20 protein-coding genes are annotated in these 23,232 nt (G+C 57.5%); 16 read left to right on the top strand and 4 right to left on the bottom strand.

Features of this window, described 5'->3' with window-relative positions; genetic code table 11:
• Nucleotides 1-313: 313 nt before the first annotated feature.
• Nucleotides 314-850 carry a DUF4136 domain-containing protein gene (locus tag VEG30_02400; GenBank protein ID HXZ78750.1) on the top strand — a complete coding sequence of 179 codons (537 nt, stop codon included), beginning with the start codon at nt 314-316 and terminating at the stop codon, nt 848-850.
• 46 nt (nt 851-896) lie between these two features.
• On the opposite strand, the gene VEG30_02395 is transcribed toward VEG30_02400, so the two are convergent.
• The gene (locus VEG30_02395) at nt 897-2,234 is read right to left on the bottom strand and encodes a sigma 54-interacting transcriptional regulator (GenBank protein ID HXZ78749.1); all 1,338 of its coding nucleotides are present in this window, start codon (nt 2,232-2,234) and stop codon (nt 897-899) included.
• Nucleotides 2,235-2,518: 284 nt separating this feature from the next.
• Here VEG30_02395 and VEG30_02390 point away from each other — a divergent pair, with 284 nt between their 5' ends.
• The 4 genes from VEG30_02390 (at nt 2,519) to VEG30_02375 (ending at nt 7,165) form a co-directional block, all read left to right on the top strand.
• A complete protein-coding gene (locus tag VEG30_02390; protein ID HXZ78748.1) occupies nt 2,519-5,002 on the top strand; it encodes an HD domain-containing phosphohydrolase in 2,484 nt (827 codons plus the stop codon).
• Nucleotides 5,003-5,065: 63 nt separating this feature from the next.
• Nucleotides 5,066-5,860, top strand: coding sequence for an ABC transporter permease subunit (locus VEG30_02385; GenBank protein ID HXZ78747.1), 795 nt, complete (start codon nt 5,066-5,068; stop codon nt 5,858-5,860).
• A complete protein-coding gene (locus tag VEG30_02380; protein ID HXZ78746.1) occupies nt 5,857-6,693 on the top strand; it encodes an ATP-binding cassette domain-containing protein in 837 nt (278 codons plus the stop codon). Before VEG30_02385 ends, VEG30_02380 begins: the two co-directional genes overlap by 4 nt.
• A 73-nt stretch (nt 6,694-6,766) precedes the next feature.
• The gene (locus VEG30_02375) at nt 6,767-7,165 is read left to right on the top strand and encodes a response regulator (protein HXZ78745.1); all 399 of its coding nucleotides are present in this window, start codon (nt 6,767-6,769) and stop codon (nt 7,163-7,165) included.
• Nucleotides 7,166-7,285: 120 nt separating this feature from the next.
• Here VEG30_02375 and VEG30_02370 read toward each other — a convergent pair whose 3' ends face one another.
• Nucleotides 7,286-7,561 carry a DUF507 family protein gene (locus tag VEG30_02370; protein HXZ78744.1) on the bottom strand — a complete coding sequence of 92 codons (276 nt, stop codon included), beginning with the start codon at nt 7,559-7,561 and terminating at the stop codon, nt 7,286-7,288.
• Complete coding sequence (locus tag VEG30_02365; protein HXZ78743.1) at nt 7,558-7,836, bottom strand: DUF507 family protein; 279 nt, start codon at nt 7,834-7,836, stop codon at nt 7,558-7,560. Before VEG30_02365 ends, VEG30_02370 begins: the two co-directional genes overlap by 4 nt.
• 112 nt (nt 7,837-7,948) lie before the next feature.
• Here VEG30_02365 and VEG30_02360 point away from each other — a divergent pair, with 112 nt between their 5' ends.
• The 3 genes from VEG30_02360 (at nt 7,949) to VEG30_02350 (ending at nt 11,385) form a co-directional block, all read left to right on the top strand.
• Nucleotides 7,949-8,491, top strand: coding sequence for a hypothetical protein (locus VEG30_02360; GenBank protein HXZ78742.1), 543 nt, complete (start codon nt 7,949-7,951; stop codon nt 8,489-8,491).
• Nucleotides 8,492-8,494: 3 nt separating this feature from the next.
• Nucleotides 8,495-10,363, top strand: coding sequence for a single-stranded-DNA-specific exonuclease RecJ (gene recJ / locus VEG30_02355; GenBank protein HXZ78741.1), 1,869 nt, complete (start codon nt 8,495-8,497; stop codon nt 10,361-10,363).
• A 146-nt stretch (nt 10,364-10,509) separates the two neighbouring features.
• Entirely contained in the window at nt 10,510-11,385 is an 876-nt protein-coding gene (locus VEG30_02350) for a hypothetical protein (protein ID HXZ78740.1), read from the top strand.
• A 105-nt stretch (nt 11,386-11,490) separates the two neighbouring features.
• Here VEG30_02350 and VEG30_02345 read toward each other — a convergent pair whose 3' ends face one another.
• A complete protein-coding gene (locus VEG30_02345) occupies nt 11,491-12,411 on the bottom strand; it encodes a Kdo hydroxylase family protein (protein ID HXZ78739.1) in 921 nt (306 codons plus the stop codon).
• 237 nt (nt 12,412-12,648) lie between these two features.
• On the opposite strand from VEG30_02345, the gene VEG30_02340 reads away from it, so the two are divergent.
• From VEG30_02340 to gmk, 8 genes are all read left to right on the top strand, one after another.
• Nucleotides 12,649-14,949, top strand: a complete 2,301-nt coding sequence (locus VEG30_02340; protein HXZ78738.1) for an LptA/OstA family protein — start codon at nt 12,649-12,651, stop codon at nt 14,947-14,949.
• The gene (gene lptB / locus VEG30_02335) at nt 14,950-15,678 is read left to right on the top strand and encodes an LPS export ABC transporter ATP-binding protein (GenBank protein HXZ78737.1); all 729 of its coding nucleotides are present in this window, start codon (nt 14,950-14,952) and stop codon (nt 15,676-15,678) included.
• A gap of 21 nt (nt 15,679-15,699) precedes the next feature.
• Nucleotides 15,700-17,559 carry an RNA polymerase factor sigma-54 gene (rpoN, locus tag VEG30_02330; protein HXZ78736.1) on the top strand — a complete coding sequence of 620 codons (1,860 nt, stop codon included), beginning with the start codon at nt 15,700-15,702 and terminating at the stop codon, nt 17,557-17,559.
• Nucleotides 17,560-17,752: 193 nt separating this feature from the next.
• Nucleotides 17,753-18,355 carry a ribosome-associated translation inhibitor RaiA gene (raiA, locus tag VEG30_02325; protein ID HXZ78735.1) on the top strand — a complete coding sequence of 201 codons (603 nt, stop codon included), beginning with the start codon at nt 17,753-17,755 and terminating at the stop codon, nt 18,353-18,355.
• Between the two features lie 225 nt (nt 18,356-18,580).
• Nucleotides 18,581-19,525, top strand: coding sequence for an RNase adapter RapZ (rapZ, locus tag VEG30_02320; GenBank protein HXZ78734.1), 945 nt, complete (start codon nt 18,581-18,583; stop codon nt 19,523-19,525).
• A gap of 203 nt (nt 19,526-19,728) precedes the next feature.
• Nucleotides 19,729-21,576 carry an ABC transporter ATP-binding protein gene (locus VEG30_02315; protein ID HXZ78733.1) on the top strand — a complete coding sequence of 616 codons (1,848 nt, stop codon included), beginning with the start codon at nt 19,729-19,731 and terminating at the stop codon, nt 21,574-21,576.
• A gap of 61 nt (nt 21,577-21,637) precedes the next feature.
• Complete coding sequence (locus tag VEG30_02310) at nt 21,638-22,525, top strand: YicC/YloC family endoribonuclease (GenBank protein ID HXZ78732.1); 888 nt, start codon at nt 21,638-21,640, stop codon at nt 22,523-22,525.
• Nucleotides 22,522-23,220, top strand: coding sequence for a guanylate kinase (gene gmk / locus VEG30_02305; protein ID HXZ78731.1), 699 nt, complete (start codon nt 22,522-22,524; stop codon nt 23,218-23,220). Before VEG30_02310 ends, gmk begins: the two co-directional genes overlap by 4 nt.
• Nucleotides 23,221-23,232 lie beyond the last annotated feature (12 nt).

Genomic DNA, 23,232 nt, shown 5'->3' with positions numbered 1-23,232 from the left:
GAAAATCGAGCGCCTCTTCGCCTGGCTGAAGAACTTCCGGCGCCTGCTGGTGCGTTGGGAACGACATAGCGCAAACTTCCTCGGCATGATTCAACTGGCATCCATGTTGATCCTGCTGAGACGTTTGTGAGACCACTTCTCAGCACTCGGCAATCACTAGGAGAACTGCAAGATCCTCCGACTCCGCGCCTTCGACCCGCATAAAAGCGCGGGGCGGAGAATCTGACGAGCGCATCGTTCAGGATTACTGATTACTGACTACTGATTGCCGACGCCTGAGTGCTGATTGGCTTAATGTTAAGATTCGCATCAAATGAATCCCAAAAAGTTCGGCGTGATCTGGTTGTCGGTCTTTTTCGTGGCTGCGTTCTCCTCCGCCCAGACCATAAAGTCCGACTACCACAAGGAATCTGATCTCTCCAAGTGGAAGACGTTCAAGTTCCAGGACGTGCCTCGCCCTCCTAAAGATCCCCTTTACGACAAAATGGAAATCGAACAGTCGATGCGCAGCCAAATCCAGGAGCAACTGGAGAAACTCGGGCTGAAGCCTGCCGACAAGAATCCCGATTGCCTGATCTCCTATCGCGTCCTGGCCAAGACTTACAAGAACGTTTACGGCGGCAGTGGTGTCGGCATCACGACCACCGCCGATGTCTGGGAGAACCTATACTCCGTGCGCACCCTCTCTCTCGATTTCGCCGACGCCCGCACCAACGATCTGGCCTGGCGGGGCACATCGACTACCAACGTGATGCCGTCCGATCCCAAGGACGATTACACCAAGGACATCAAGAAACTAATGGAACGCTTCAAAAAGGATGAGGAGGCACAGCGCAAGAACAAGCGGTGAGCACGTGGCAAACCCTGTGAAGCTGCAAGGCACTCTGTTTTGACATCTACACCGCTTCCACTGCCCAGCCTTCTTCCTTCTGCTTTTTCGCCAGCCAGCGGTCCAGCAGGCCTTGCGCCTGAGTGGAAATATCCACGAATTTCAATCCCGCCCGCCGCTCCACGTCGGCCCATGCGATTCGCGATTTGGTTTCCACCATGAAGTTGCTGTCCGGAATCGCAAAGCGCACTTCCAGCGGCCCGGAGAATTCCAGCGGGTTCTCGATTCCATGCACCGCCACGCCACCAGAGCTCATATTCAGCGTCCGTCCCTCCACCTCGCGACCACGGCAGTTGCGAATGCGGATCGGAACCTCGACCTCGGCCCGGAAGTAGTGTTGCTGTTCCGGTCCTAATTTGCCCAAGGATCCTTCGCCCTGCTGACGTCGCTCCGCCTGCAGGTTGTAGAGCTTCAGCTTCCGGCTTAGAGTCCTGCGTGAGATTCCCAGCTGTTCCGCCGCTAGCCCCTGGTGTCCGCCGGTGCGGGCCAGGGCCTTGAGTATGGTCAGACGTTCCACTTCATCGAGCTCGCCCGGGTCGTCCTCTTCCACCTGTGTTCCGGATTTCGTGGAGGCTTGCAGAATGTCAGGCGGCAAGTCGGCGGGCTTGATCTCTGGTCCAGCGGCGCTCATGGCAATCTGCAAGGTGATATTGCGCAATTCACGTATATTTCCCGGCCAGGAATAGGCTCGCAATGCTTGCTGCGTTTCGTGCGAAAAATAGAATTCCGGCCGCTGCTGCTTGAGGAATACCTCCGACAGGGCTTCCAGATCTTCCAACCGGTCCCGCAAGGGAGGAATTTTCAACTGGATCTGACCCAGTCTGTGGTAAAGGTCGCTGCGAAAGCGTCCGGTTCTTACTGATTGCTCCAAATCCTGGTTGGTCGCCGCGATGATCCGGACATCCACCGACACCTTCTTGCTTCCGCCCAGCCGGAAGTAAGCAATGCCATCGAGTACTCGCAGCAGCTTTACCTGAATTCTGGGCTCGAGTTCACCAACCTCATCGAGAAAGAGCGTGCCCTTGTCGGCGAGTTCGAACAGTCCCGGTTTGGTGGAATCGGCCCCACTAAACGCACCCTTCTCGTAGCCAAACAGTTCGCTTTCCACCAGATGCTCGGGAAGCGCAGCGCAATTCACGTCCACCCAGGGCCGCTCGCTACGCAGAGAATAGTGGTGCAGCGCACGCGCAACAAATTCCTTTCCGCTGCCGGTTTCGCCGCTTATCAGCACAGCGGCGTTGCTGCGTGCCACCCGCTCTACCATCTGCAGCAGCCGCTTCATCAGTTCGCTGCGCACGACTGGCTCGACCCCGTCCACCTGAAAGGGAGCTTCAAACGTCTCCAAAACTAGGTCTCCATCTTCTGCAGGAGTTCTTGGCCCGATTCTGGGCTGGCAGACCATATTAGTAGCTTTGCAGCAAATTTCAGCCTAGGGACAGGTTAGTACCTAAGCAACAGTACAGCCTTGAATTAGTCCCTTCGTGTATAAGTTCCATGTGCCAAAATGGCTTAAGACCATAATGGAAGCGACATTCTGTCGCACCCCAGCCTCCACTTTTCCTCCATTTGCCTGCAGCAGTGCTAAGTAATTGAAGAATCATGCAATAAAGCCAGGATGACTGCCGCCAAATGGCCGTCTGCATGCCACTAACCCCTGGGGAGGCGCAGCCACTCGTCATGCCCTTTCGGGCCAGGGCTTTCTGGATCCTGCAAGTCATTGCCGGCGTCGGCGTGATCGCCTGGAGTGCTGCCAATTGGCAGAACGCTGATCCCCTACGCTTTTGCGCCTATCTGCTGGTGGCATTGCTAGCCTCCACTTTGCGCGTAAGCCTTCCCGGTCTCACTGGCTCGATCTCGGTCAATTTTTTATTCATCCTCATCGGCATCTCTGAGCTGACCCTTCCGCAAACAATGTTGATGGGCTGCAGTCCAGTGCTTGTGCAGAGCCTGTGGAAGCTCAAGCAGAGGCCCAGGTATGCCCAACTTATTTTTCAGCTGGCAAACACCGCGGTCGCTATCGCCGTCTCTTATGGCGTTTATCACCGCATTGCTCAGCCCTTCGGACATAGCGTCACGTTGGTTCTTCTGGCCGCGGCCTTTGCTTATTTCGTGACCGGCAGTGCGCTCGCAGCGGCTTTAACCGCACTCACCCAGAACAAAGCGTTTCGTCGAGTGTGGCACGACGGACATTTCTGGTCTTTGCCCTACTACCTGCTGGGTGCAGGTGTGGCTGCCCTGGTCAGCTACATCAATGTGCTGATCGGCTGGCAGACCTCGCTCTTGGTGTTACCGATCATTTATTGGACGTATCGCTCCTACCGCGTTTATCTGCGCCGCCTTTCACAGGAGAAGGATCACGTCGAAAGCATTGCTTCCTTGCACCTGCGCACGATCGAAGCCCTGGCGCTGGCCATCGAAGCCAAGGATCACAGCACCTTCGACCATCTCCAGCGCGTCCGAGTCTACGCATTGGAGGTTGCCAAAGAACTGGAAGTTCCCAAAGACGAAATCGAGGCCCTGCGCGCGGCGTCACTGCTGCACGACATTGGCAAGCTCGCTATCCCGGAGCACATCATCAACAAGCCGGGAAAACTCACCCCCGAAGAATTCGAGAAGATGAAAATCCATCCCCTGGTAGGAGCAGAGATTCTGGAGCGCGTGAACTTTCCCTACCCCGTTGTCCCCATCGTCCGCGCACACCATGAGAGATGGGATGGTTCCGGATACCCCTATGGCCTGCGTGGCGAAGAAATTCCCATGTGCGCGCGCATTCTTGCCGCGGTGGATTGTCTCGATGCCCTCAACTCCCACCGCCAGTACCGTCGCGCGGTGCCGCTTCCGGAAGCTATGGAGGTCGTAGCAGCCGAATCGGGAAGGGCGTTCGACCCGCGGGTGGTGGATGTGCTCAAGCGCCGCTACCTGGAACTGGAGAAGCTGGCGCAAACCCAGATGACCGGCGCCGGGCGACAGCGTCTCTCCACCGACCTGCGCCTGAGCAACGCGGCCGCACCTGCGTCTGGGTTTGCTCCCGAAAAGCTGCGACCGCTGGACGTCATCACTGACGGCAATTTCCTATCCTCCATCGCCGCCGCCAGGCAAGAAGCCCAAACCCTCTTCGAGTTGAGCCATGAGCTCGGCAACTCCCTCAGCTTGGACGACACCCTATCAGTTCTGTCCGTGCGGCTGCGCAAGCTCATTCCCTACGATTCCATCGCCATTTATGTATTGCGCGAACACGTGCTGGTTCCCGAGCACGTCAGCGGTGATAACTTTCGCGTATTTTCCTCGCTGCAGATTCCCGTGGGCGAGGGCGTGTCCGGCTGGGTGGCGGCTCATCGCAAGCCCATCGTGAACGGCGATCCGGCATGTGAACCCGGATATCCGAGCGACGCCCGCTTCAGCCCACTGCGCTCTGCTCTTGCCGTGCCCCTGGAAGCGCTCTCCGGAGTAGTCGGCGTGCTCACCCTGTACAAGGGGGAGGGCGACGCCTTTACGTCTGACCACCTGCGTATCATGCTCGCGGTCAGCTCCAAGGTCGCGCTCTCGGTGGAAAACGCCCTCAAGTACCAGCAGGCGGAAAACTCGGCCACTACCGACTACCTAACTGGCCTTCCCAACGCCCGCTCACTGTTCCTGCATCTCGATCAGGAAATCGCGCGCTGCAAACGAACGGGCGCGGATATGGCGGTCTTGATTTGTGACCTCGACGGCTTCAAGGAGATCAATGATCGGTTTGGCCATCTCGAGGGCAATAAAGTTCTCCGCTCATTCGGTCATGGCGTGCGCTCCGTCTGCCGCGAGTACGACTACGTCGCGCGCATGGGCGGCGACGAGTTCGTGATCATTGCCCCTGGTTTAAAGCATGAGGCGGCTGCCGACAAAATTGCCGTCCTCGATCAACTGGCTCGCGAGGCCGGACATCAGGTTTGCGGCACTGACCGGCTCTCCGTGAGTACGGGAATGGCCTATTACGGCGAGGATGGCACCGATGGTGACCAGCTCTTGGCCGAAGCGGATCGTCGGATGTACATCATGAAGCAGCAGCATCACAGGAAGAGTGAGGAGATAAAGCCTCTGACCGCAGAGCCTGAATTAGCGAGAGGAAATGAGTAATTGCCAGGCACGATCAACGACTGTGAGATGCAGTGAATTGCGTTAGTGAATTGCATTCGTGAAATGCGGCAGAGGACACAAGCCGTCGTGGTTTTGCTGGCGCTGCTAACCGTCACGTCGGCCGCCAGCGAGATACGCGTTCCCATGCTGCACCATGATTTGCATGGCGCCGCACTGATCATTCCCCCCACTCCGCACCACTCAGGCCCGATCGGGCCATTTTCCGATCATTCCCGCGGTTCCGAAGAAATGCTGCTGGGTCTATGGCTGGCGCCATTAGCCGCGCTCCTGTCCACAGTAGCATCCGGGCTGACTGGCATTTTGGCCGGTTATCTCGCTGGGCGGTGGGAGCGGGCCGCCCAGACCATCACGGCAATCCTGCTAGCAATCCCGTGGCTGCTGTTGCTGCTGCTAACCTCCACCGTGCTTTCCGCACCCGCTGGCTTCCGCTCTGTCGGATTTATCCTGATTCCGCTCGTTCAAGTTGGCTTCGTGGCCTCGACTCCGGTGATCTCGAATGCTGCGCGCAAACTCAGAGACTCCGCTTTCGTTCTGCATGCCCGAGCCTCTGGACAATATGGGATATTGCTCTTCACTACGCATGTTTTTCCGTACCTGAAACCGATCCTGCTGGCGCAATTCTGGATTTCTCTCTTCGTTTTTATCCTCGGCGAAGCTGGACTGGTCCTGCTGGGAGTAGGCTTGGGCGAAACAGCGCCCAGGCTCGACGTTCAGCACTTGAGCAAATTCCTCACCAGTCTCAGCGGCATTTGGAGCGCCATTTTGCTGCTCGCTTTGCTGGCCCTGCTCCTCATCCTCCAACTATTGCTCTCGCGGGAGGAGCCGGCCGTCTCATGACCTCCTATGACTCCCTCATATCGTTGGCGCTGACGGTCAGCTATCGCGGCCGCAGTCCGGTACTCAGCAACCTGTTTTTGCAGTTACGCGCAGGTGAGATTCTGGGCCTGGCAGGAGCAAGCGGATCGGGTAAGAGCACGCTCGCTGCCGCCTTGCTGCGGCTGATTCCTCAGACCAGCGGCGCCACCGAGGGCTCGATTGTTTTCCAGGGGGGAGACCTTCTTAAGCTCGATGCGCGCAAGCTGCGTGAGATTCGCGGACAAGAGATCGCGCTGGTTCCACAAAACGCAATGACCGCTCTCAATCCTGCCCTGTGCATTGGCCAGCAATTGCTTGCCGCCTGGAACGCTCATGCTGCGTCCAGTTATGCTGAAGCGCACCAGCGTATCATGGAGGCATTGACAGCAAGCGGTTTGCCGGACCGGGAACTTCTTCGCCGTCACACCACAATACTGTCTCCAGACCAGTTAGTCCGCATACTGATCGCCATGGCCCTGCTCCACAATCCCTGCTTGCTGATTGTGGATGACCTCAGCAGCACTGTGGATGGTGTCAACCAGGCAGAGATCTTCGCTCTCCTGAGCAAGCTGAACCGAGAGCGCAATCTCAGTATTCTGTACCTCTCTCGAGATCTCCTGTCATTGTCCGCGTGCGATCGAATCGCTATTCTGCACGATGGCCAGGTAGTGGAATGCGGCGCCACTACTCAGATCCTGCATCATCCAGTTCACCCTTACACCCGTCGTTGGGTGTACTCTTTGCCCGAGCGCCCCCGCCTGTTTCCCGAGTCATCCTCCCGCACAAGTGGTAGTGATACCCTGTCTATTCACTGATTGTCGGCGTTGTGAGAGTGACTTCCGCAGCCAGTGAGTTCAAACTATATTGGTAATCTGGGCTTGGAAGTTCATGCCGGTTTTGCGAAAAATTCTGGTGGTCGATGACGAACCAGCAGTGCTGCTCACTTATGAACTTGTGCTGCGGCATCAGGGTTTTGATGTCGGCAGTGCCGCCTCATCTCAGGAAGCAGACGAGCTTCTGGCGAAATCGAAATTCGACGTCCTGATCTCGGACCTGGGACTGCGCGGCGACAAGGACGGTCTGGCCGTGATCGAATCGGCACGCCGCCGCTACCCAGGCATCGGGTGCCTGCTGCTGACCGGTTTCGCGGAACCAGAAATCAGCGATGTTGCCGCCAGCAAAGGCATTCGAGTGCTCCTCAAGCCAGTCCACTTACCGGAACTGCTGTCTACCATCCGCTCTCTGCTCGGTGACAAGAATGCCGAGCAAACACCTAGGGCTTCATAGATTTGGCACTGACTAACTTTCTATCCGACGGAGAAGAGCCTGCACAGGACAGAACTATTCGATGAGAGTCACGAGAAGAAGATACTGAGTGCTGACTGCTGACTGCCGATTGCTGAATTCTCAGATCCCCAGCTTCTTGACTTCTTCGTTGTAATACTTGCGATAGAGGATGTCCCACTCCTGGGAGCCTTCCAGGATCGTCCGCTTCTGCGTCTCGATTTTCTGCCGCGCCGCCGCGTCAATGGTAGCTTCGCGCTTTAGTAATTCTTCCAGCACTTCTCGGGTCTTCAGGCGGATGGTGTTGCGGTCCTCGAGGAATTCCACTGCGTCCATTTCGGCAAGCGCATCCGTGACCGCATGCGCCAGTTTGTTCACCTTGTCGCGGCTGATTCTCACAGCACCGCCTTGTATTTGCGGACCAGTTCGCCTTTGACCTTCTTGAACATCTCCTGGTAATTCGCTCCGCTTTTCCGCATCTCGTCGGAATAGGCCTCCAGGATCGCGCGCACCTCGTCGTTGATGCGATCTTCGAGAGCCAACTCCTCGATCAGAGCTGTATTGACGCGCGTCTCCACCGCCGCCGGATTGGCGGTCTCAATAAACTCTTCTGCGATGAGCCTTTTAGTCAGTTGGCGGGCCAGATACCCGACATATTCTTTGGAAAGCAGCATGTGCGCGCGGAACGAGCTAGCTAACCCAAAAGTTTAACATAGCGGACCCACCGCAACGGCTGCCCGAGCCCGCTTAACCATTCTATTTTTCGCCGAAAACCCGGAGTATGATGTGAGGATCACCCCGACAAAAACCGCCGCGAGCACAAGACGGTTGCAGGGGACAGTTGTATCGGGTTGGCGAATACTGTCGATGCAGGACGATCTCACAACTATTCGGGACGACATGACCGCTTTCATTGAGGGTCACGGCATGCAGCGGTTCCATGGCTACGTGAGCGAAGAAGTTCAGAGCGTGATGTGGGACATGAACGGGAATCCGGAATCCTGGAAGGATTTCGTAGAGCTCGCCAAGAGTTCTGGCTCCAGTTTCCTCACCATGAATCATGCCAGCCTCGATCGTGACGACGTCGATTTTCTCGTCGATCGTCTCCGTAATGCCCCCTACGCCAACGAGGAAGATGTGGAGGAGGCTCGCTGGCTGCGCGCCTACGTCGGCAAGACCGGGTTCGTGCAGCTTGGCTTCCCCTATCAGGGCACGCTATTTCTCTGCGAACTCTCCACCGAATGGTACGACCGCTACCAGCGCCTGCTGGACATGGCGGAGGACTTCGGCGGCATCACTTACGAAGCTGATCAGGACGACGAGCGCTGAATCGTGCGCTGGATTGCTCGCCCCGCGGACCCTGTCATCATTCAGTCCTTAGCCTCTGAACTGCGGATTCCTGTTCCTCTCTCACGGCTCCTGGTTGCTCGTGGCATTCACACTCCTGAGCAAGCTGGCGTTTTTCTCTCTCCTTCGCTCAATCAGCTTCATAGTCCCTACAGCATGCTGGGAATGAAACCTGCAGTAGAACGTCTGCAGAGCGCGATTGCTAACCACGAGCGGGTTCTCATCTATGGCGACTACGACGTTGATGGCACCACCGCCATCGTAATTTTGAAAACTGCCATCGAATTGTGCGGCGGCCAGACCGAGTTCCACGTTCCTCATCGCATTCTTGACGGCTACGGCATGAAAGGTGACGTCATCGAGCAAGCTGCGGCTGACGGCATCCGGCTGATCATCAGCGTGGATACGGGCATTCGCGCTTTCGCCGCCGCCGACACAGCCTCGCGCCTCGGCGTGGATCTCATCGTCACCGACCACCACCTTCCAGACCAGGGCATGCCGCGCGCTTTGGCCGTGCTCAATCCGAACCAGCCTGACTGCGGTTATCCCTGCAAAGCATTGTGCGGCGCCGGAGTGGCATTCAAGCTGGCGCAGGCCCTCCTTGAAGCAACTGGACGCCAGCGCCTGCTGCCCTCATTCATCAAGATGGTTGCCATCGCGACTATTGCAGACGCCGTCCCCCTCACCGGCGAGAACCGCGTATTCGCTAAGCTGGGACTTGATGGGTTGAGCCGGCCGGTAAATCCTGGCCTGCGCGCCATCCTTGAGGTGGCTGCCCTCGATGGCTCACGGCGCGTCAACACCGGTGACATCGCCTTCCGCGTCGCTCCTCGCCTGAACGCCGCCGGACGCATGGATATCGCCCAAACCGTCATCGAGCTTTTCACCGAGAAAAACGAAATGCGGGCGCGGGAATTGGCCCAGAAGCTGGATACGCTGAATGCCGACCGCCAACAGGAAGAGCAACGCATCGTGGCGGAAGTTGAGCAGCGCCTCGAAAGTGAACCCGCCCTGCGTGAAGCCTACTGCATCGTCGTCGATGGAGATGGCTGGCATCGCGGAGTGATCGGCATCGTCGCCACTCGCGTCGTCGAGCGCTACTGCCGTCCCGCCATCGTGCTGTCACGCGACGGCGAAGAAGCGCACGGCTCCGGACGCTCCATCCGCTGCTTTCATCTGCTCGAAGCGCTGGAATCCTGCCGCGAGTTGTTCACCCGCTTTGGAGGCCACGCCCACGCCGTCGGCCTGGGACTTCCCTGCCAACAGATTCCGCATTTACGCTCTGCCCTCGATTCCTATGCGCGCACCCTTTTGACCCCCGAGGATTTCGTGCCCTGCCTTGAAGTCGATGGCGAGCTCGCCATCGATCAGGTGACTCCAGGCTTTTACCAAGATCTGCAGAGGCTGCAGCCGTTCGGCATGGGTAACCCCGAGCCCGTATTTGTCGGGCGCAATCTGCGCATTCTGCTTCCTCCCCGCATTCTTAAGGACAAGCACATCAAGCTGCGGTTCGCGAGAATCAGCAACAGCGGCAATGGAGCCGGCGACAATGGAGACCCCGGCCCTTCATTAGCAAGTCAGGCTGAGAGCCAGGATGGCAACAGCAGTGACGGCTTGAGCCGCAGCGCGTCGCATTTTTCGCCTACCATCGCCGCCATGGGCTGGCGCATGGCGGAGCAGATTGCTCGCGATCCCCTGGTGGTTGGAGATACGGTGGACGTCGCCTTCCGTCTCGATCACAACGAGCATCCGGATTGGGGCGGCCTGGAATTGGCCATCGAAGACCTTCGCCGCACCAACTCTAAACCTGCAGCTGTTTCCCCGGATCCCAAACTCGACCCTACGCCATCCTAAGCGGTCCACCCGATTTCTCCTTGACGAATTCCGGCCAGCGCGTAAGATGGCCCGTCTTCCAAGACATCTTCTTAAGCTACTGCTGCGGGGGGCTTAGGCAGCCCCTGCGAAAGCACTCATTTCTCGATCAAAGGAGCACACGATTTATGCCGAGGATTACACGACTCTGGCTGGTTCTGTGTCTTGTTGTCGCAGGCGCAGCCGCTGCTATGGCTCAACAAAACCCAGAGGAGGTGACCGGACCGCCCAAGGTGCTGGTGGTCGTCCGCGAGTTTCTCAAGCCGGGCAAAGCTGGCAGCCCGCATGTGAAAACCGAAAGCGCCTTCGTGAACGCATTTGCCGCCGCCAAGTGGCCAACTCACTATCTGGCCATGGATTCTCTCTCCGGCGTGTCGCGATCGCTGTTCATGATTGGTTACGACTCCTTCGAGGCGTGGGAAAAGGACAATCTGGGCACCATGAACAATCCCACCCTTTTCGCGGCGCTGGACCGCGCGTCCATTGCGGATGGCGACCTGCTTACCTCCACCGAATCGAGCACCTTCCTTTACCGCGAAGATTACAGTCTGCGGGCAAAAGTGAACGTCGCGCAGATGCGCTATTTCGAGATCTCGCGCTTCCATGTTCGCCCCGGACATCAGAAGGACTGGGAAGCTCTGGTCAAGATGTACATCAGTGGTTATGAAAAGGCTGTGGCCAACGGACGCTGGGCGGTATTCGAGGATATGTACGGCCACAACAGTGGCGGCACTTACCTCGTTATAGTGCCGATGAAATCACTTGCCGAAACCGACCGCGGCTTCACCGATTCCAAGCAATTCGCCGCAGCAATAGGCGAAGACGGCATGAAGAAGCTGGCCGAACTCGAAGCCGCATGCGTCGATGCGGCCGAAACCAACGTATTTATGTTCAATCCAAAAATGAGCTACGTTTCGGATAAGTGGATCGCCGCTGATCCCGCATTCTGGAAACCGAAAGCGCCATCGGCAGGGAAAAAATCAGAGCCCAAGCCTGCGCAATAACTGCAACCGGCGGACTGAGACTGCGGGTGCCCCAGGCCTGGGTGACCCACCCTTCCGCCTGCTTTTGGCGGAGGGTGGGAACCTCAAATAGCCATCGGTGGGTGCCTACGCCAGCGCCCTTCCGCACAGACTCTCCAGCACCCGTATCGGCGCCTGCTCCGCGCAGACCAGAGCATCCACTGGAATGATGAACGTCTGCTCCAAGGCATGCTGGCCCGCCAGAACCGCGTGCGGAACTCCATCGGTGAATACCAGCCACGTGGACATCGGTGGGAACTCGGTGCGAATCTTCTCGCACTCCGACTGGAAGGTCGAATTCTCTTTCAGATAATCGTGAAAGTGCAACATGAAGCTGTCGTAAGCCGAGCGGTCGGGAATCGGCAGTCCCGCACGATGAAGCACCTTCCGCACGCGCGCACCAAGAGTGTCGCCACCCGACGCAAAGCGCTTCAGTCCAGCTCCATCCGCCAACTTCTTCGCTAGATCCGGAAAGCGATCACCGGTATTCCAGACACGGGTCTTGCTTCCATGAATATTGGTGAAGACGCGCAGAATGCGACCGCCCCGCGTCGGCCGGCTGGGAAACGCATCCACATGCAGCAGGTCATTGCGCTTATGCAGCGGCAGATCGCGTCCCTCTTCCTCCACCGGACGGAAGCTGGCGTAATCCAGCGCCCAGTGATTGGCATAGGGCCGCAGGAAATCGCCGAGAAAATTCACCACCTGCGCCGAATAGGTTCGCAGAATACTCACTAAACGGGGAAATTGCGGGTCGCTCGAAGGAAATCCGCCCAGCACTCCCGAGACCGGGCGATAGGAAACATTCTTGTGAACACTCGACAGCTTCGAGCGCAGTCCGAGCAGGAACTCACGATCCTCGGCGGGAAGAGGAAAGGGCGGCTGCGCGAAATAAAGGATCTCGCCTCTTTCCAGTTGTTCGCAGTACCAGCCGGAGCGCCCGCTGATCTCGGTCGTGCTGGTCCAGCCACCCGGAAAGCTGTAATCGGAAACCGTAAGAACGGACACCCTCACCCCCGTGCCACCGCTCCGTTCCAGGTCTTAGGATCAGGATTCGCAGCCGCGCCGCGAGCCCACCTCACTCACCTCAGACTATACACAATAGACGCTCAAATCCTCCCATGGATTACGCCAGCAAGCCCTTGGCTGGGCAACGGTCTTCTAATTCTTGCAGCGGCTTGAACCTCCGCTTCGTGTTCGTACAAAAGGCGAGTCGCCGTCCCAAAGATATAAGATAGACCTTAAATGCCCTTTAGCGTTTCGCGGCTCAGGATTTGGTTTGCCTCTGCAGCCATCTTCCTGCTGATCCTGGTGGCCGGCTTCTATACCTACGGCCGACACCGGCTGCGCCTCCTGATGCACAGCGCCCCGCAGAAGCTGGGCATTGAAATTCAGCAAAGTACTCAGGGATTCACTCTTTCGAAGTCGCAAGCCGGACACACTCTGTTCACTCTTCACGCCTCGAACGCAGTTCAGTACAAGCAGGGAGGCAAGGCGGAGCTGAAGGACGTCAGCATCGTTGTCTACGGCCGCGAGGCCAACCGCTACGACCAGATCTACGGCTCCGACTTCGCCTACGACCCGCAGTCGGGCAATGTCACCGCGCAGGGCGAAGTGCATATCGATCTCGAGGGTAACGCCTCCGGCGAGGTCCGCTCTGACCAGGTTCCCCCGCGCGAGCTGAAGAATCCCATCCACCTGAAGACCAGCGGCCTGGTCTTTAATAAAGATACCGGCATCGCCCAGACGAAAGAGCAGATCGAGTTTCGCATCCCGCAGGTCAGCGGCTCCGCCAAGGGCGCCAGGTACGATCCCAAGGCAAACACGCTGCTTCTTGATTCCAACATCCAGCTTGAAACCAGCGAGCGCAATGCCAGGCTGGTGGCCAGAAGAGGCGAGATCAGCAAGAATCCGCCGCGTGTGATCCTCGACGACGCAAAGCTCACCCGCAGAGGCAGCACGGTGAACGCCGGCAAACTCGTTGTTTATCTGCGTCCCGATAACACCATCGATCACGTGCTGGCGTCCGATCAGGTCACCGCGCAAGTCACCGGCAAGAGCAATATCCAGGCGCAGGCGCCGCAAGCCGAGATTCAGGTTGACACCAACAACGATCTGCGGTCGGCGCTGCTGACCGGTGGCGTTGCCGTGAACGTAGAAGGTGAGCGCCCCATGCAGGGCAACGCGGGCAGCGTCCTGGTGGACTTCGGATCCAATGCTCGCACTGAAACAATTCACGCCAGTCAGAATGTCCACCTGGTCCAGCCACCACAGACCAAGGATGGACAGGCAATCGAGTTGACCTCCGACGTCCTCGATTTCCACGCGGCAAATCGCAGCAATCCGGAGCGTGCCGAGACGGGCGGCGCTGCCGCAATCAAAATCACCCCGCCGACTGGCGCCACCGGCTCAACTCAATCCAGTACCCCTCCCGGTCCCACTGTGATCACTGCCACCCGGTTTTTCTTCCGCTTCGACGAACAGAATCGGCTCAAGACGGTGGTCGGCTCACCCAATGCCAAGCTGGTTTCTACAGCTTCCGGCCAACCCGACCGCACCAGCACCAGCACAGTTCTGACTGCAACCATGAATCCCTCAGGTGGAATCGGCTCGCTTGTGCAGGAAGGCGATTTTCATTATCGCGAGCCCGCTGCTCCCGGCAGCAGCACTCCAACCGGCCGCGAGGCTTGGGCGGCGAAAGCAACTTACAACCCCAACGACGGAATACTCGTGCTTACTGGCAATCCGCGCTTCACCGATCAAGGTGTGACCACGACGGCCGACCGCTTGCGCATCAACCGCCGGTCAGGTGACGCATTGGCCGAAGGCAATGTCAAAACCACGTACTCCGAGCTGAAGCAGCAGCCGAACGGGGCCCTGCTGGCGACCGCCGACCCGATCCACGTAACCTCGGCCGCCATGATCGCCCGCCGCGCTTCCGGAACCGCCCACTACACCGGTAATGCCCGACTGTGGCAGACCTCCAACGCCGTCGAGGCTCCCATCATCGATTTCGATCGCGATCAACGATCGGTGGTCGCCTCAGCCTCAGGCGGACAGGTTGTCTCCACCGTTTTTGTCCAGCAAGGCAACAATGGCAAGCAGACCCCGGTCAAGGTTACGGCCACGCGGCTGAGTTACATCGATGCCGACCGCAAGGCACACTTCGAAGGCCGGGTTTTACTGCGAAGCACTGATGGCACGGTTGCCGCCGACACCCTGGACGCCTTCCTCCAGCCCCATACTTCTTCCCAAGTGGAGCAGAAGGGTGGAGGTGGAGCTGCCTCCGGCAACCAACTGGACCGCGTGGTCGCTGTGGGTCATGTAGTCATTCAACAGGCGAATCGAAGAGCCATAGGTCAGAAGCTGGAATACCTGCCCTCGGAGAGCAAGTTCCGGCTGACCGGCGGACCGCCTAGCATTTTTGATGCCGAACACGGCAATGTTACCGGCGATTCGTTGACTTTCTACAGTCACGATGATAAGGTCCAAGTTGAAGGCGGCCAGAACGGCCCAAGTGTTACCAAAGCGAGAGTTTCCAAGTAGATGCAGACCCTGGCGACCGACGAAGTTGGCAAGTCTTACCGCAGTCGGCGGGTAGTAAACGGGGTCAGTCTCCATGTAAATCAGGGTGAGGTGGTCGGCCTGTTAGGACCCAATGGAGCCGGCAAGACCACAACCTTCTACATGATCGTCGGCCTGACTCCTCCCGATCTGGGAAGAATTCTCATCGACGGCAAGGACATCACCGACGTGCCCATGTACCTGCGGGCGCGAAATTTTGGTATCAGTTATCTTCCGCAGGAGCCCTCGGTTTTCCGCAAGCTCACCGTGGAAGAGAACATCCTGGCGGTGCTGGAAGCACAACCCCTCTCCTGGCATGAACGGCGGGAGAAAATGGAAAAGCTGATCGACGAGCTAGGCCTCAGCCATATCCGCAAGAATCGTGGCTATGCGCTCTCCGGAGGAGAGCGGCGCCGGGTCGAGATCGGCAGAGCGTTGTGCATTTCCCCATCCTTTATCTTGTTGGACGAGCCTTTCTCTGGCATCGACCCCATCGCCGTGCTGGACCTTCAAAAAATCATCTTCGACCTGAAAAACAGCGGCATTGGGGTCCTCATTACCGACCACAATGTGCGCGAAACACTTTCCGTTACCGATCGGGCGTATATCATTAATGATGGCAAAATCTTCCGCGCAGGGACACCGGAGCAGCTAGGCGGCGATCCAGAGGTCAAGCGCGTGTACCTGGGGGAGAGTTTCTCCCTCGTCTAAAGGCAGGACGGGCCACTTCTCATGGTACTTCTTCAGCACAAACTCAGCCTGCGGGTCAGCCAGAAGCAGATCCTCACACCCGGCCTGGTGCAGATGGTCAGCGTGCTGGCGCTGAATAAGATTGAGCTGAAGGACATGATCAACGCCGAGATGGTGGAAAACCCCGTCCTGGAAGAACTTGATGGCACAGTTCCACTGCTGGACGATGTCGCTGGCCGGGCTGAAGACCGCGAACGCAGTCAGCGGACTGCGGAGGAAGCCGATCCGGTAGTAGCCGTCACTCCAAAAGATCCCTTCGAAGAAATCGACTTCGGCTCCTTCTTTCAGGACTATCTTGATCCCGGATATCGCACCAGTTCCGATGTAGAGTCGGTCGAAAAGCCTTCCTTCGAGAATTTTCTATCAAAGCCCAGCACTCTGACCGACCACCTCATGTGGCAGTTGGGAGCCAGTCACGTCAACGACAAGATTCGGGCAGCCGCTGAGCTGGTAATCGGAAATCTCAATGAGGACGGTTATCTGATCGCGACCGAAGACGAGCTGATGGCGCAGGCCTATCCGAGTGAATTGCTGGCAGTCTCGGATTCAGAAGCCTCGGCGAAAAAAGAAGCTTCTTCGCCACTAGACGAGGATGCTCCACCAGTTCCATCGCCGGCTCTTTTCGCTGACGACGAAATCAGCGCCGACCGGTCGGAAACATACTCATCCGCGGCTGCGCTCTCGGCCGAGAAGCCGCTGTTTGAGCCCCAGCCGCATGCCGCGGCAGTAGGATTGGCTGAGGAGACTCTGCCTGAAGAATCTCCCAGCTATGCCGCCGATTCCGTCGCTGACATGATTGCAGCAGTGGCGGTTGCACCCGAACCGGAGGTGCAGTCTAAACAGGAGTTTGTGCCCCCGGCTGGGATCGAGCCAGTGTTCACGCTCGAGGATCTTCGTGCTGCTACAGATTTGATTCGGCAGATGGATCCTGTGGGGGTTGCCAGCCGAGACCTGCGTGAATGTCTGCTGGCACAGCTGCACTACCACCAGCGAGTCAAGGTAGAACACGATCTGAATGGCGGCAATGGCACGAGTCAGGTGTTGAAAGATGCCGTAGAGATTGTCAGTAATCATCTGCGGCTAGTGCAGAATAAGCAGCTCAAGGAAATTGCCAAAGCCATCGGCGGCACTCCGGAAAGCGTACAAGCGGCGCTGGACTACATTCGTACTCTCGATCCCAAGCCCGGACTTCGCTACAACATCGTGGAGCCGCGTCTGATCGAGCCCGATGTTGCCTTCATCAAGCAAGGCGACGAATACCAGGTGGTACTGAACGACGACGACGTGCCCCAACTTCGGCTCAACACCAGCTATAAGCGGCTTCTCAACCGTGATGCGGCGGAAAAAGATGTGCGCTCCTATGTCAAGGAGCGCTACAAATCCGCCATTCAGTTGATCAAGAATATCGAGCAGCGCAAGCAGACGATCCTAAAAGTGTGCCACGCCGTTGTGGGAAGGCAGAGGGAATTTCTCGATCAGGGCATCGATTACCTGAAGCCGATGATGATTAAAGAGGTGGCGGAGGAGATCGGAGTGCATCCCTCCACCGTCAGCCGGGCCGTAGCCAACAAGTATGCCCACACCGCGCAGGGCGTCTTTGAATTGCGCTACTTCTTCAGTGAAAGCGTGCAAGGACCGGAAGGCGGCAATACCTCCCTGCTGATTCTGAAACGCCGTGTAAAAAAGCTGATTGAGGAAGAAGACCCCGCCAGGCCGTTAACCGACGAGCAGATCACCCGCATCCTCCAGTCGCAGGGTATCCAGGTCACTCGTCGCACGGTCGCGAAGTACCGGGAGGATATGAAGATCCCCTCGACCCACCAGCGCCGAGTGAAAAATTAATGGGGTTTGCGAGTTTTCCTGTTGTCCGTGTACGTGCAACAGGCTAAGCCGCCCGGAATGGAGCACAGGCTCACCGGGTCGACGTCTCTAATAGCCCAAAAGTTGGGGCAAGGAGATTGCAGTAGACCCACCGGAAACAGTTCCGCACACGCAAAAGTGGCGGGAGCGGTTCCGGTTTCATAGGGGGCGTTCGATGAACGTGGAATACACCGGCAGGCAATACGAAGTCACACCTGATATCCGCAAACAAATCGAACACGGGCTGAAGAAACTCGTCCGCATCCTGGGCGACAATTTCGAAAGCAAAGTCATCCTGGCGATGGAAAAGCGCCGTTGTAAAGCAGAAATCGCGGTCATCACACGAATCCCCAATCCTGTAGTTGGCCTGGCCGAGGCCAATGACATGTCCCTGGCCGTTGGCGAGGCCCTGGAACACATTGAGCGCCAGGTGGTGAAAAACCGGGCGCGCTGGAGAAATCTCAAACGCCAGCCTCGTAAGCATTGGCATACCGAGTCCCGTAAAGAGGACGTGGACGTCCGCGTTCGAGTGGGCCCCAATGCAGCGGCGGCGGTTCCGGTTGTGGTGCACAGTTTCCCCACAGTAGCCCGGATCACCGAAACGCATGTGGTTCGGTCTGACGAATCAGTGGCCATGAAACCGATGACGCTGGAAGAAGCCGTCAAGGAAGCGGAATTCCGCGATCGGGATGTGTTCGTCTTTCGTGACGAAAAAGGAAAAATCAAAGTCCTTCATCGCAAAAAAGACGGCAAGATGGAGCTGATCGAAGCACCGTAGAAAACGGGCCACGCATTGCACGGATTTTCACGGATCTTTTTCGGTCTATTGGTCTTTTCTCGGGGCCCATTGAGATCGATCGGGGTTTCGCGAGAAGTGTAAACCTGTGCCGGATAGACCGTAGGCGATGCCGATCGGTCGTCACCTTCCTTCTTTTCTTGTCTTATTTCTAATCCGCGAAAAACCGTGTAATCCGTGGCCGCCCGTGATTTACGATGGCTAAGGATGGCATCCCAGAAAAATTCAAAGCACAAACCAGGCGCCTCACCAGCCACTTCCCTCGACGGGCGCAAACCCCGAGTTCGTGCGCCTGGTCTTGGCACTGAGCTGGTGATCATCACCGGACTGAGCGGGTCCGGCAAAGGTTCGGTCCTCAAGGTCTTTGAAGATCTGGGCTACTACTGCGTGGACAACATGCCCGTGGAGTTGATCCCCAGCTTTGCCGAACTGGTGCAGCAATCGCCGGAGATCGACCGTGCCGCGCTGGTGGTGGACGTCCGCGAAGGTGCGCGCCTGGAGAGACTGCCTGCCATCCTCAAAGCAGTCCGAAAACTCCTCCCCACACGCATTCTTTACCTTGAAGCCACAGATGAAGCGCTGTTGCGCCGTTTCAGTGAAACTCGCCGTCCTCATCCTTTAGGCACGTCTTCTCCGGTTCGGACTTCCATCCTGGCCGAACGCAAGCGCCTCGGCCCGATCGCCAAGCTAGCCGACGACATCCTCGACACTTCGAAGTTCAACGTTCACGAACTGCGCGCCCACATCAATCGGCGTTTTAAGACAGAGTCTCCCGACAACGGAATCCTGGTTTCCTGCGTAAGCTTTGGTTTTCGCGAAGGCGTGCCAGAGGACGCTGATCTGGTGTTCGATGTTCGCTTCCTGCCCAATCCCCACTTCATTCCCGAATTCCGGCCATACACAGGACGGCATCCGCGAGTCGCCAAATATATCCGCTCGTTCCCGCAAACTCAGGAATTCATCAATCGCATCTCCGATTTGCTGATTTACCTGTTGCCGCACTATGTGAAGGAAGGCAAAAGCTATCTCACTATCGCCTTCGGCTGCACCGGCGGCCAGCATCGCTCGGTGATGATTGCGGAAGACGTAGCCAAACGGCTTAAGAAGGCCGGTTATCAGGTAAAGAATGTACATCGGGACAGTCCGCGATAGGGCTGATGGAAACCAAATTGGGCCTTCAGTGCAGGGTGCACTCTCCGCCGTTACGTGCGGAAGTACACAAACTCAAGTAGAATCATTAATCTGTATCCCTGCCACTCCATCTCGGATAATCCGTCGGCACACGCTCTGAGAAGCACAACTGGGATTGGAATTTCCATTTGTGGCAGCGTTGTCGTCAGGCAGGGCACCTGCTAATGCGCCAGCTTTTCCGACTCCTGCGGTACGTCGCACCCTACGGCCTTCAACTCGCTCTGTCTATCATCCTTATGTCGCTGGTCGGATTGCTGGACGCCTTTCGGGTTCTCCTCGTCGGCCCCATCTTTGACCGTGTACTGAATCCCGCATCACAGTCCAAGAACATCGCCCTCTTCCGGTTTCCCGGCACTGACCGGCTTCTCTACTTACAGGAACTCGTTCCCAGGCACTTCACCAACGCCTGGACCGTGGTGGCGTTTGCCATGGTGGCCGCCACTGTGCTGAAAGGCGTCTTCGATTATCTGGGCACGTACCTGGTGAACTACGCCGGCTACGGCATGATCACCGATCTGCGTGATGCGCTCTACAATCGCATCCTGCGTCGCTCGGTAGGGTTCTTTCAGCGACACACCACGGGCACGCTGCTGTCCACGCTGGTCAACGACATCGAAAAAGTCCAGTTTGCGATGTCCACCGTGCTCGCCGAGTTTCTGCAGCAATTCTTCACGCTGATATTCACGGCGATGGTGGTCGTTCTCTTGGGCGGCAAGCTGGCCTGGATGCTGGTGGCCTTCCTGCCGGCGATCTTCTATTCTGCGCGCCGCATTGGACGCGGCGTTCGCCGAACGACCCGCCGTGGACAGGACAACCTGGCGGAAATCCAGAACATCCTGCACGAAACCATCACTGGCAACCGCGTGGTAAAAGCCTTCGGCATGGAAAAATGGGAGTCGCTGAAATTCCGCAGTGCTGCCAGACGTCTGTTCCGCGCCAATATGCGGTCCGTGCGGGCCGCGTCCATCAGCTCTCCCCTGATGGATACCTTCGGCGCCATCGCCATCGCCCTGTTGCTTCTGCTCGGCCGCGACTACATCAAAGCTCACGTGTTCACCGCCGGAACCTTCCTGGCATTCCTGGTGGCCGTGTTCAAGCTCTACGATCCGGTACGGCGGTTTGCGATCTTCAATAACAATTTCCAGCAGGCCTTAGGCGCATCTTCCTCGATCTTCGATTTCATGGATTCCCAGGATGATGTGCGCGAGAAGCCCGATGCCAGGATACTGCCCCCCTTCCGCGACTGCATCCGCCTGGAAAACGTCAGCTTCCAGTACAACGACGAAGACAGCGCCCGGCCGGTACTCCAGGGCATCGACCTCACGGTCGGCAAAGGTGAGGTGCTGGCCATCGTAGGTTCCAGTGGCTCCGGCAAGAGCACCCTGGCCCAGTTGATTCCCCGGTTTTTTGACGTATGCGACGGGAGAATCACGATTGATGGCATCGATGTTCGCGACGTCACCTTGGGCTCCTTGCGCTCGCAGATCGGCGTCGTCACTCAGGAAACCATCCTGTTCAATGACAGCGTGCGGAACAACATCGCCTACGGCCAGCCCAACGTCTCCCTCGACCGCGTCATGGAGGCGGCTCAGGCGGCTCTGGCCGAAGGCTTCATTCAGGAACTGCCGGAGGATTACAAGACCGTTATTGGAGAGAAGGGAGTCCGGCTCTCCGGCGGAGAGCGGCAACGCCTGGCTATCGCTCGCGCCCTGCTGAAGAATGCTCCCATCCTGATCCTGGACGAAGCTACTTCGGCACTCGACAGCGAATCAGAAGCCTTGGTTCAATCGGCACTGCAGAACCTGATGGCTGGGCGTACCGTGTTTGTGATCGCTCACCGGCTCTCCACCGTGCGGCGCGCCGATCGCATCGTCGTGCTCGAGAATGGAATGATTACCGACATCGGTACGCATGAAGACCTCATGAGCCGCTTGGGGACCTATCGCCGGCTGTATGATCTCCAATTCGTAGATCTGGAGCCGCCGACCACTGCGGGAATCGTGAACGAATAGCTGTATCAGATCGCCGGGCCGAACCGAAGGCGAAAAAACTAAAGACGGGCAAGCACCAGGCATGTCGATCCGTTCGATGACGGGATTCGCGCAGGTAAAGGGGCAGGTCGATGACCAGCTCAGCTTCACCTTGTCGCTGAAATCGGTGAATCATCGCTTCCTCGACCTGCACATGCGCATGCCGGCCGACACCGATGCCCTGGAGATGAAACTCCGCCGCACCTTAAAGGAAAAGCTGGCGCGCGGACATGTGGAGCTTGTTTTATCGCTCGAACGCAGCGGAGCACAGGGTTTGGCGCTGAACAAAAGCCTGGTGAGCAATTACGTGCACATATTTCGCGCTGCCGCAAAGGAATTTTCGCTGCCCGCCGAGCCGGATCTCAATGCGATTTTCAAGGTTCCCGGTATGCTGGAAGGGCCAGTGGCGCAAATGAACGGGGACGCTGAAGCCGCCGTGCTTCTGAAATTGGAAGAAGCGGTCTCCAAGCTGGATCACATGCGGGCCGATGAGGGTAAGGCCATTGAGCGCGAATTGCGTGAGCGAATCGAGCGCCTGCGCCATGCTACACGGGAAATCGACAAGGTAAGGACAGTCGTGCTTCGTGCATACATGGAAAAACTGCAGAGTCGCCTGCAGGAGCTGATGGCAACCCAGGCCAATGCGGATCGAATTTTGCAGGAAGCGGCGGTGCTTGCCGAACGCAGTGACATCCAGGAAGAATGCGTGCGCATGCAGACTCACATCGATCACTTCCTGGGATTGCTGTCCACGGAAAAAGAAGTCGGTAAGAAAATGGACTTCCTGCTGCAGGAAATGGGACGCGAAGCCAATACCCTGCTGTCCAAAACCTCCGGTGTTTCCGGCGAAGCCCTGAAGATCACCGAGTACGGCCTGGCAATGAAAGCCGAGATCGAAAAACTGCGCGAGCAGGTGCAGAACATCGAATGAGCGGCATCGTTTACATTATCTCCGCGCCTTCGGGCTCGGGCAAAACGACCCTTAGCAACGAATTGCTGCGCCAGGTGCCGGATCTGGAGTTCTCCATCTCCTACACCACCCGCAAGCCACGCGGCCAGGAAAAAAATGGCCGCGAATATTTCTTCGTATCCACGCAAGAGTTCGAGCGCATGATCGAACAGAACCAGTTCCTGGAATATGCCTGTGTTTTTGGCGATTATTATGGTACTGCCCGCCGCTTTCTCGACGACGCCAAATCCAAAGGCAAAGACCTTCTGCTGGACATCGATGTACAGGGAGCGCGCCAGGTGAAGGAGAAACTCCCTGATGCAGTCAGCATTTTCATTCTGCCGCCTTCGCGCGAGGTTCTGGAGCAGCGCCTGCGCGATCGCAGCGCCGCCGACCGCATATCCGACGAGGTGATTGACCGCCGCTTACAGGCGGCCGCCAAAGAGATCGCGAATTATCGCAAGTATGACTATATACTGGTAAATGATCGCCTCGAGGAGTCACAGGGGCAACTTAGGGCGATCGTACTGGCGGAACGGATACACCGCTCCTCTTCTCGCAGTTCCACCGATTTGTCAATTATCCGCAAGGCGGAAGACTGTCGCCTGCATAACCAGGGACCCAGGGCTCAGCAGATTTTGGCGTCGTTTGGGTTCTCTACCGTGCCCAGCAGTTGATCACATGGGGAT

It is taken from the genome of Terriglobales bacterium (assembly GCA_035624455.1).
GTDB lineage: Bacteria > Acidobacteriota > Terriglobia > Terriglobales > Acidobacteriaceae > DASPRM01.
The sequence above is the reverse complement of the archived record's forward strand: the minus strand, read 5'-3'. Positions and strand labels throughout refer to the sequence as shown.

Coding starts and splice junctions, on each gene's coding strand:
- VEG30_02400 (HXZ78750.1), top strand. CDS start 314: ATGAATCCCAAAAAGTTCGGCGTGATCTGGTTGTCGGTCTTTTTCGTG.
- VEG30_02390 (HXZ78748.1), top strand. CDS start 2,519: ATGGCCGTCTGCATGCCACTAACCCCTGGGGAGGCGCAGCCACTCGTC.
- VEG30_02385 (HXZ78747.1), top strand. CDS start 5,066: ATGCGGCAGAGGACACAAGCCGTCGTGGTTTTGCTGGCGCTGCTAACC.
- VEG30_02380 (HXZ78746.1), top strand. CDS start 5,857: ATGACCTCCTATGACTCCCTCATATCGTTGGCGCTGACGGTCAGCTAT.
- VEG30_02375 (HXZ78745.1), top strand. CDS start 6,767: ATGCCGGTTTTGCGAAAAATTCTGGTGGTCGATGACGAACCAGCAGTG.
- VEG30_02365 (HXZ78743.1), bottom strand. CDS start 7,836: ATGCTGCTTTCCAAAGAATATGTCGGGTATCTGGCCCGCCAACTGACT.
- VEG30_02350 (HXZ78740.1), top strand. CDS start 10,510: ATGCCGAGGATTACACGACTCTGGCTGGTTCTGTGTCTTGTTGTCGCA.
- VEG30_02340 (HXZ78738.1), top strand. CDS start 12,649: ATGCCCTTTAGCGTTTCGCGGCTCAGGATTTGGTTTGCCTCTGCAGCC.
- lptB (HXZ78737.1), top strand. CDS start 14,950: ATGCAGACCCTGGCGACCGACGAAGTTGGCAAGTCTTACCGCAGTCGG.
- rpoN (HXZ78736.1), top strand. CDS start 15,700: ATGGTACTTCTTCAGCACAAACTCAGCCTGCGGGTCAGCCAGAAGCAG.
- raiA (HXZ78735.1), top strand. CDS start 17,753: ATGAACGTGGAATACACCGGCAGGCAATACGAAGTCACACCTGATATC.
- rapZ (HXZ78734.1), top strand. CDS start 18,581: ATGGCATCCCAGAAAAATTCAAAGCACAAACCAGGCGCCTCACCAGCC.
- VEG30_02315 (HXZ78733.1), top strand. CDS start 19,729: ATGCGCCAGCTTTTCCGACTCCTGCGGTACGTCGCACCCTACGGCCTT.
- VEG30_02310 (HXZ78732.1), top strand. CDS start 21,638: ATGTCGATCCGTTCGATGACGGGATTCGCGCAGGTAAAGGGGCAGGTC.
- gmk (HXZ78731.1), top strand. CDS start 22,522: ATGAGCGGCATCGTTTACATTATCTCCGCGCCTTCGGGCTCGGGCAAA.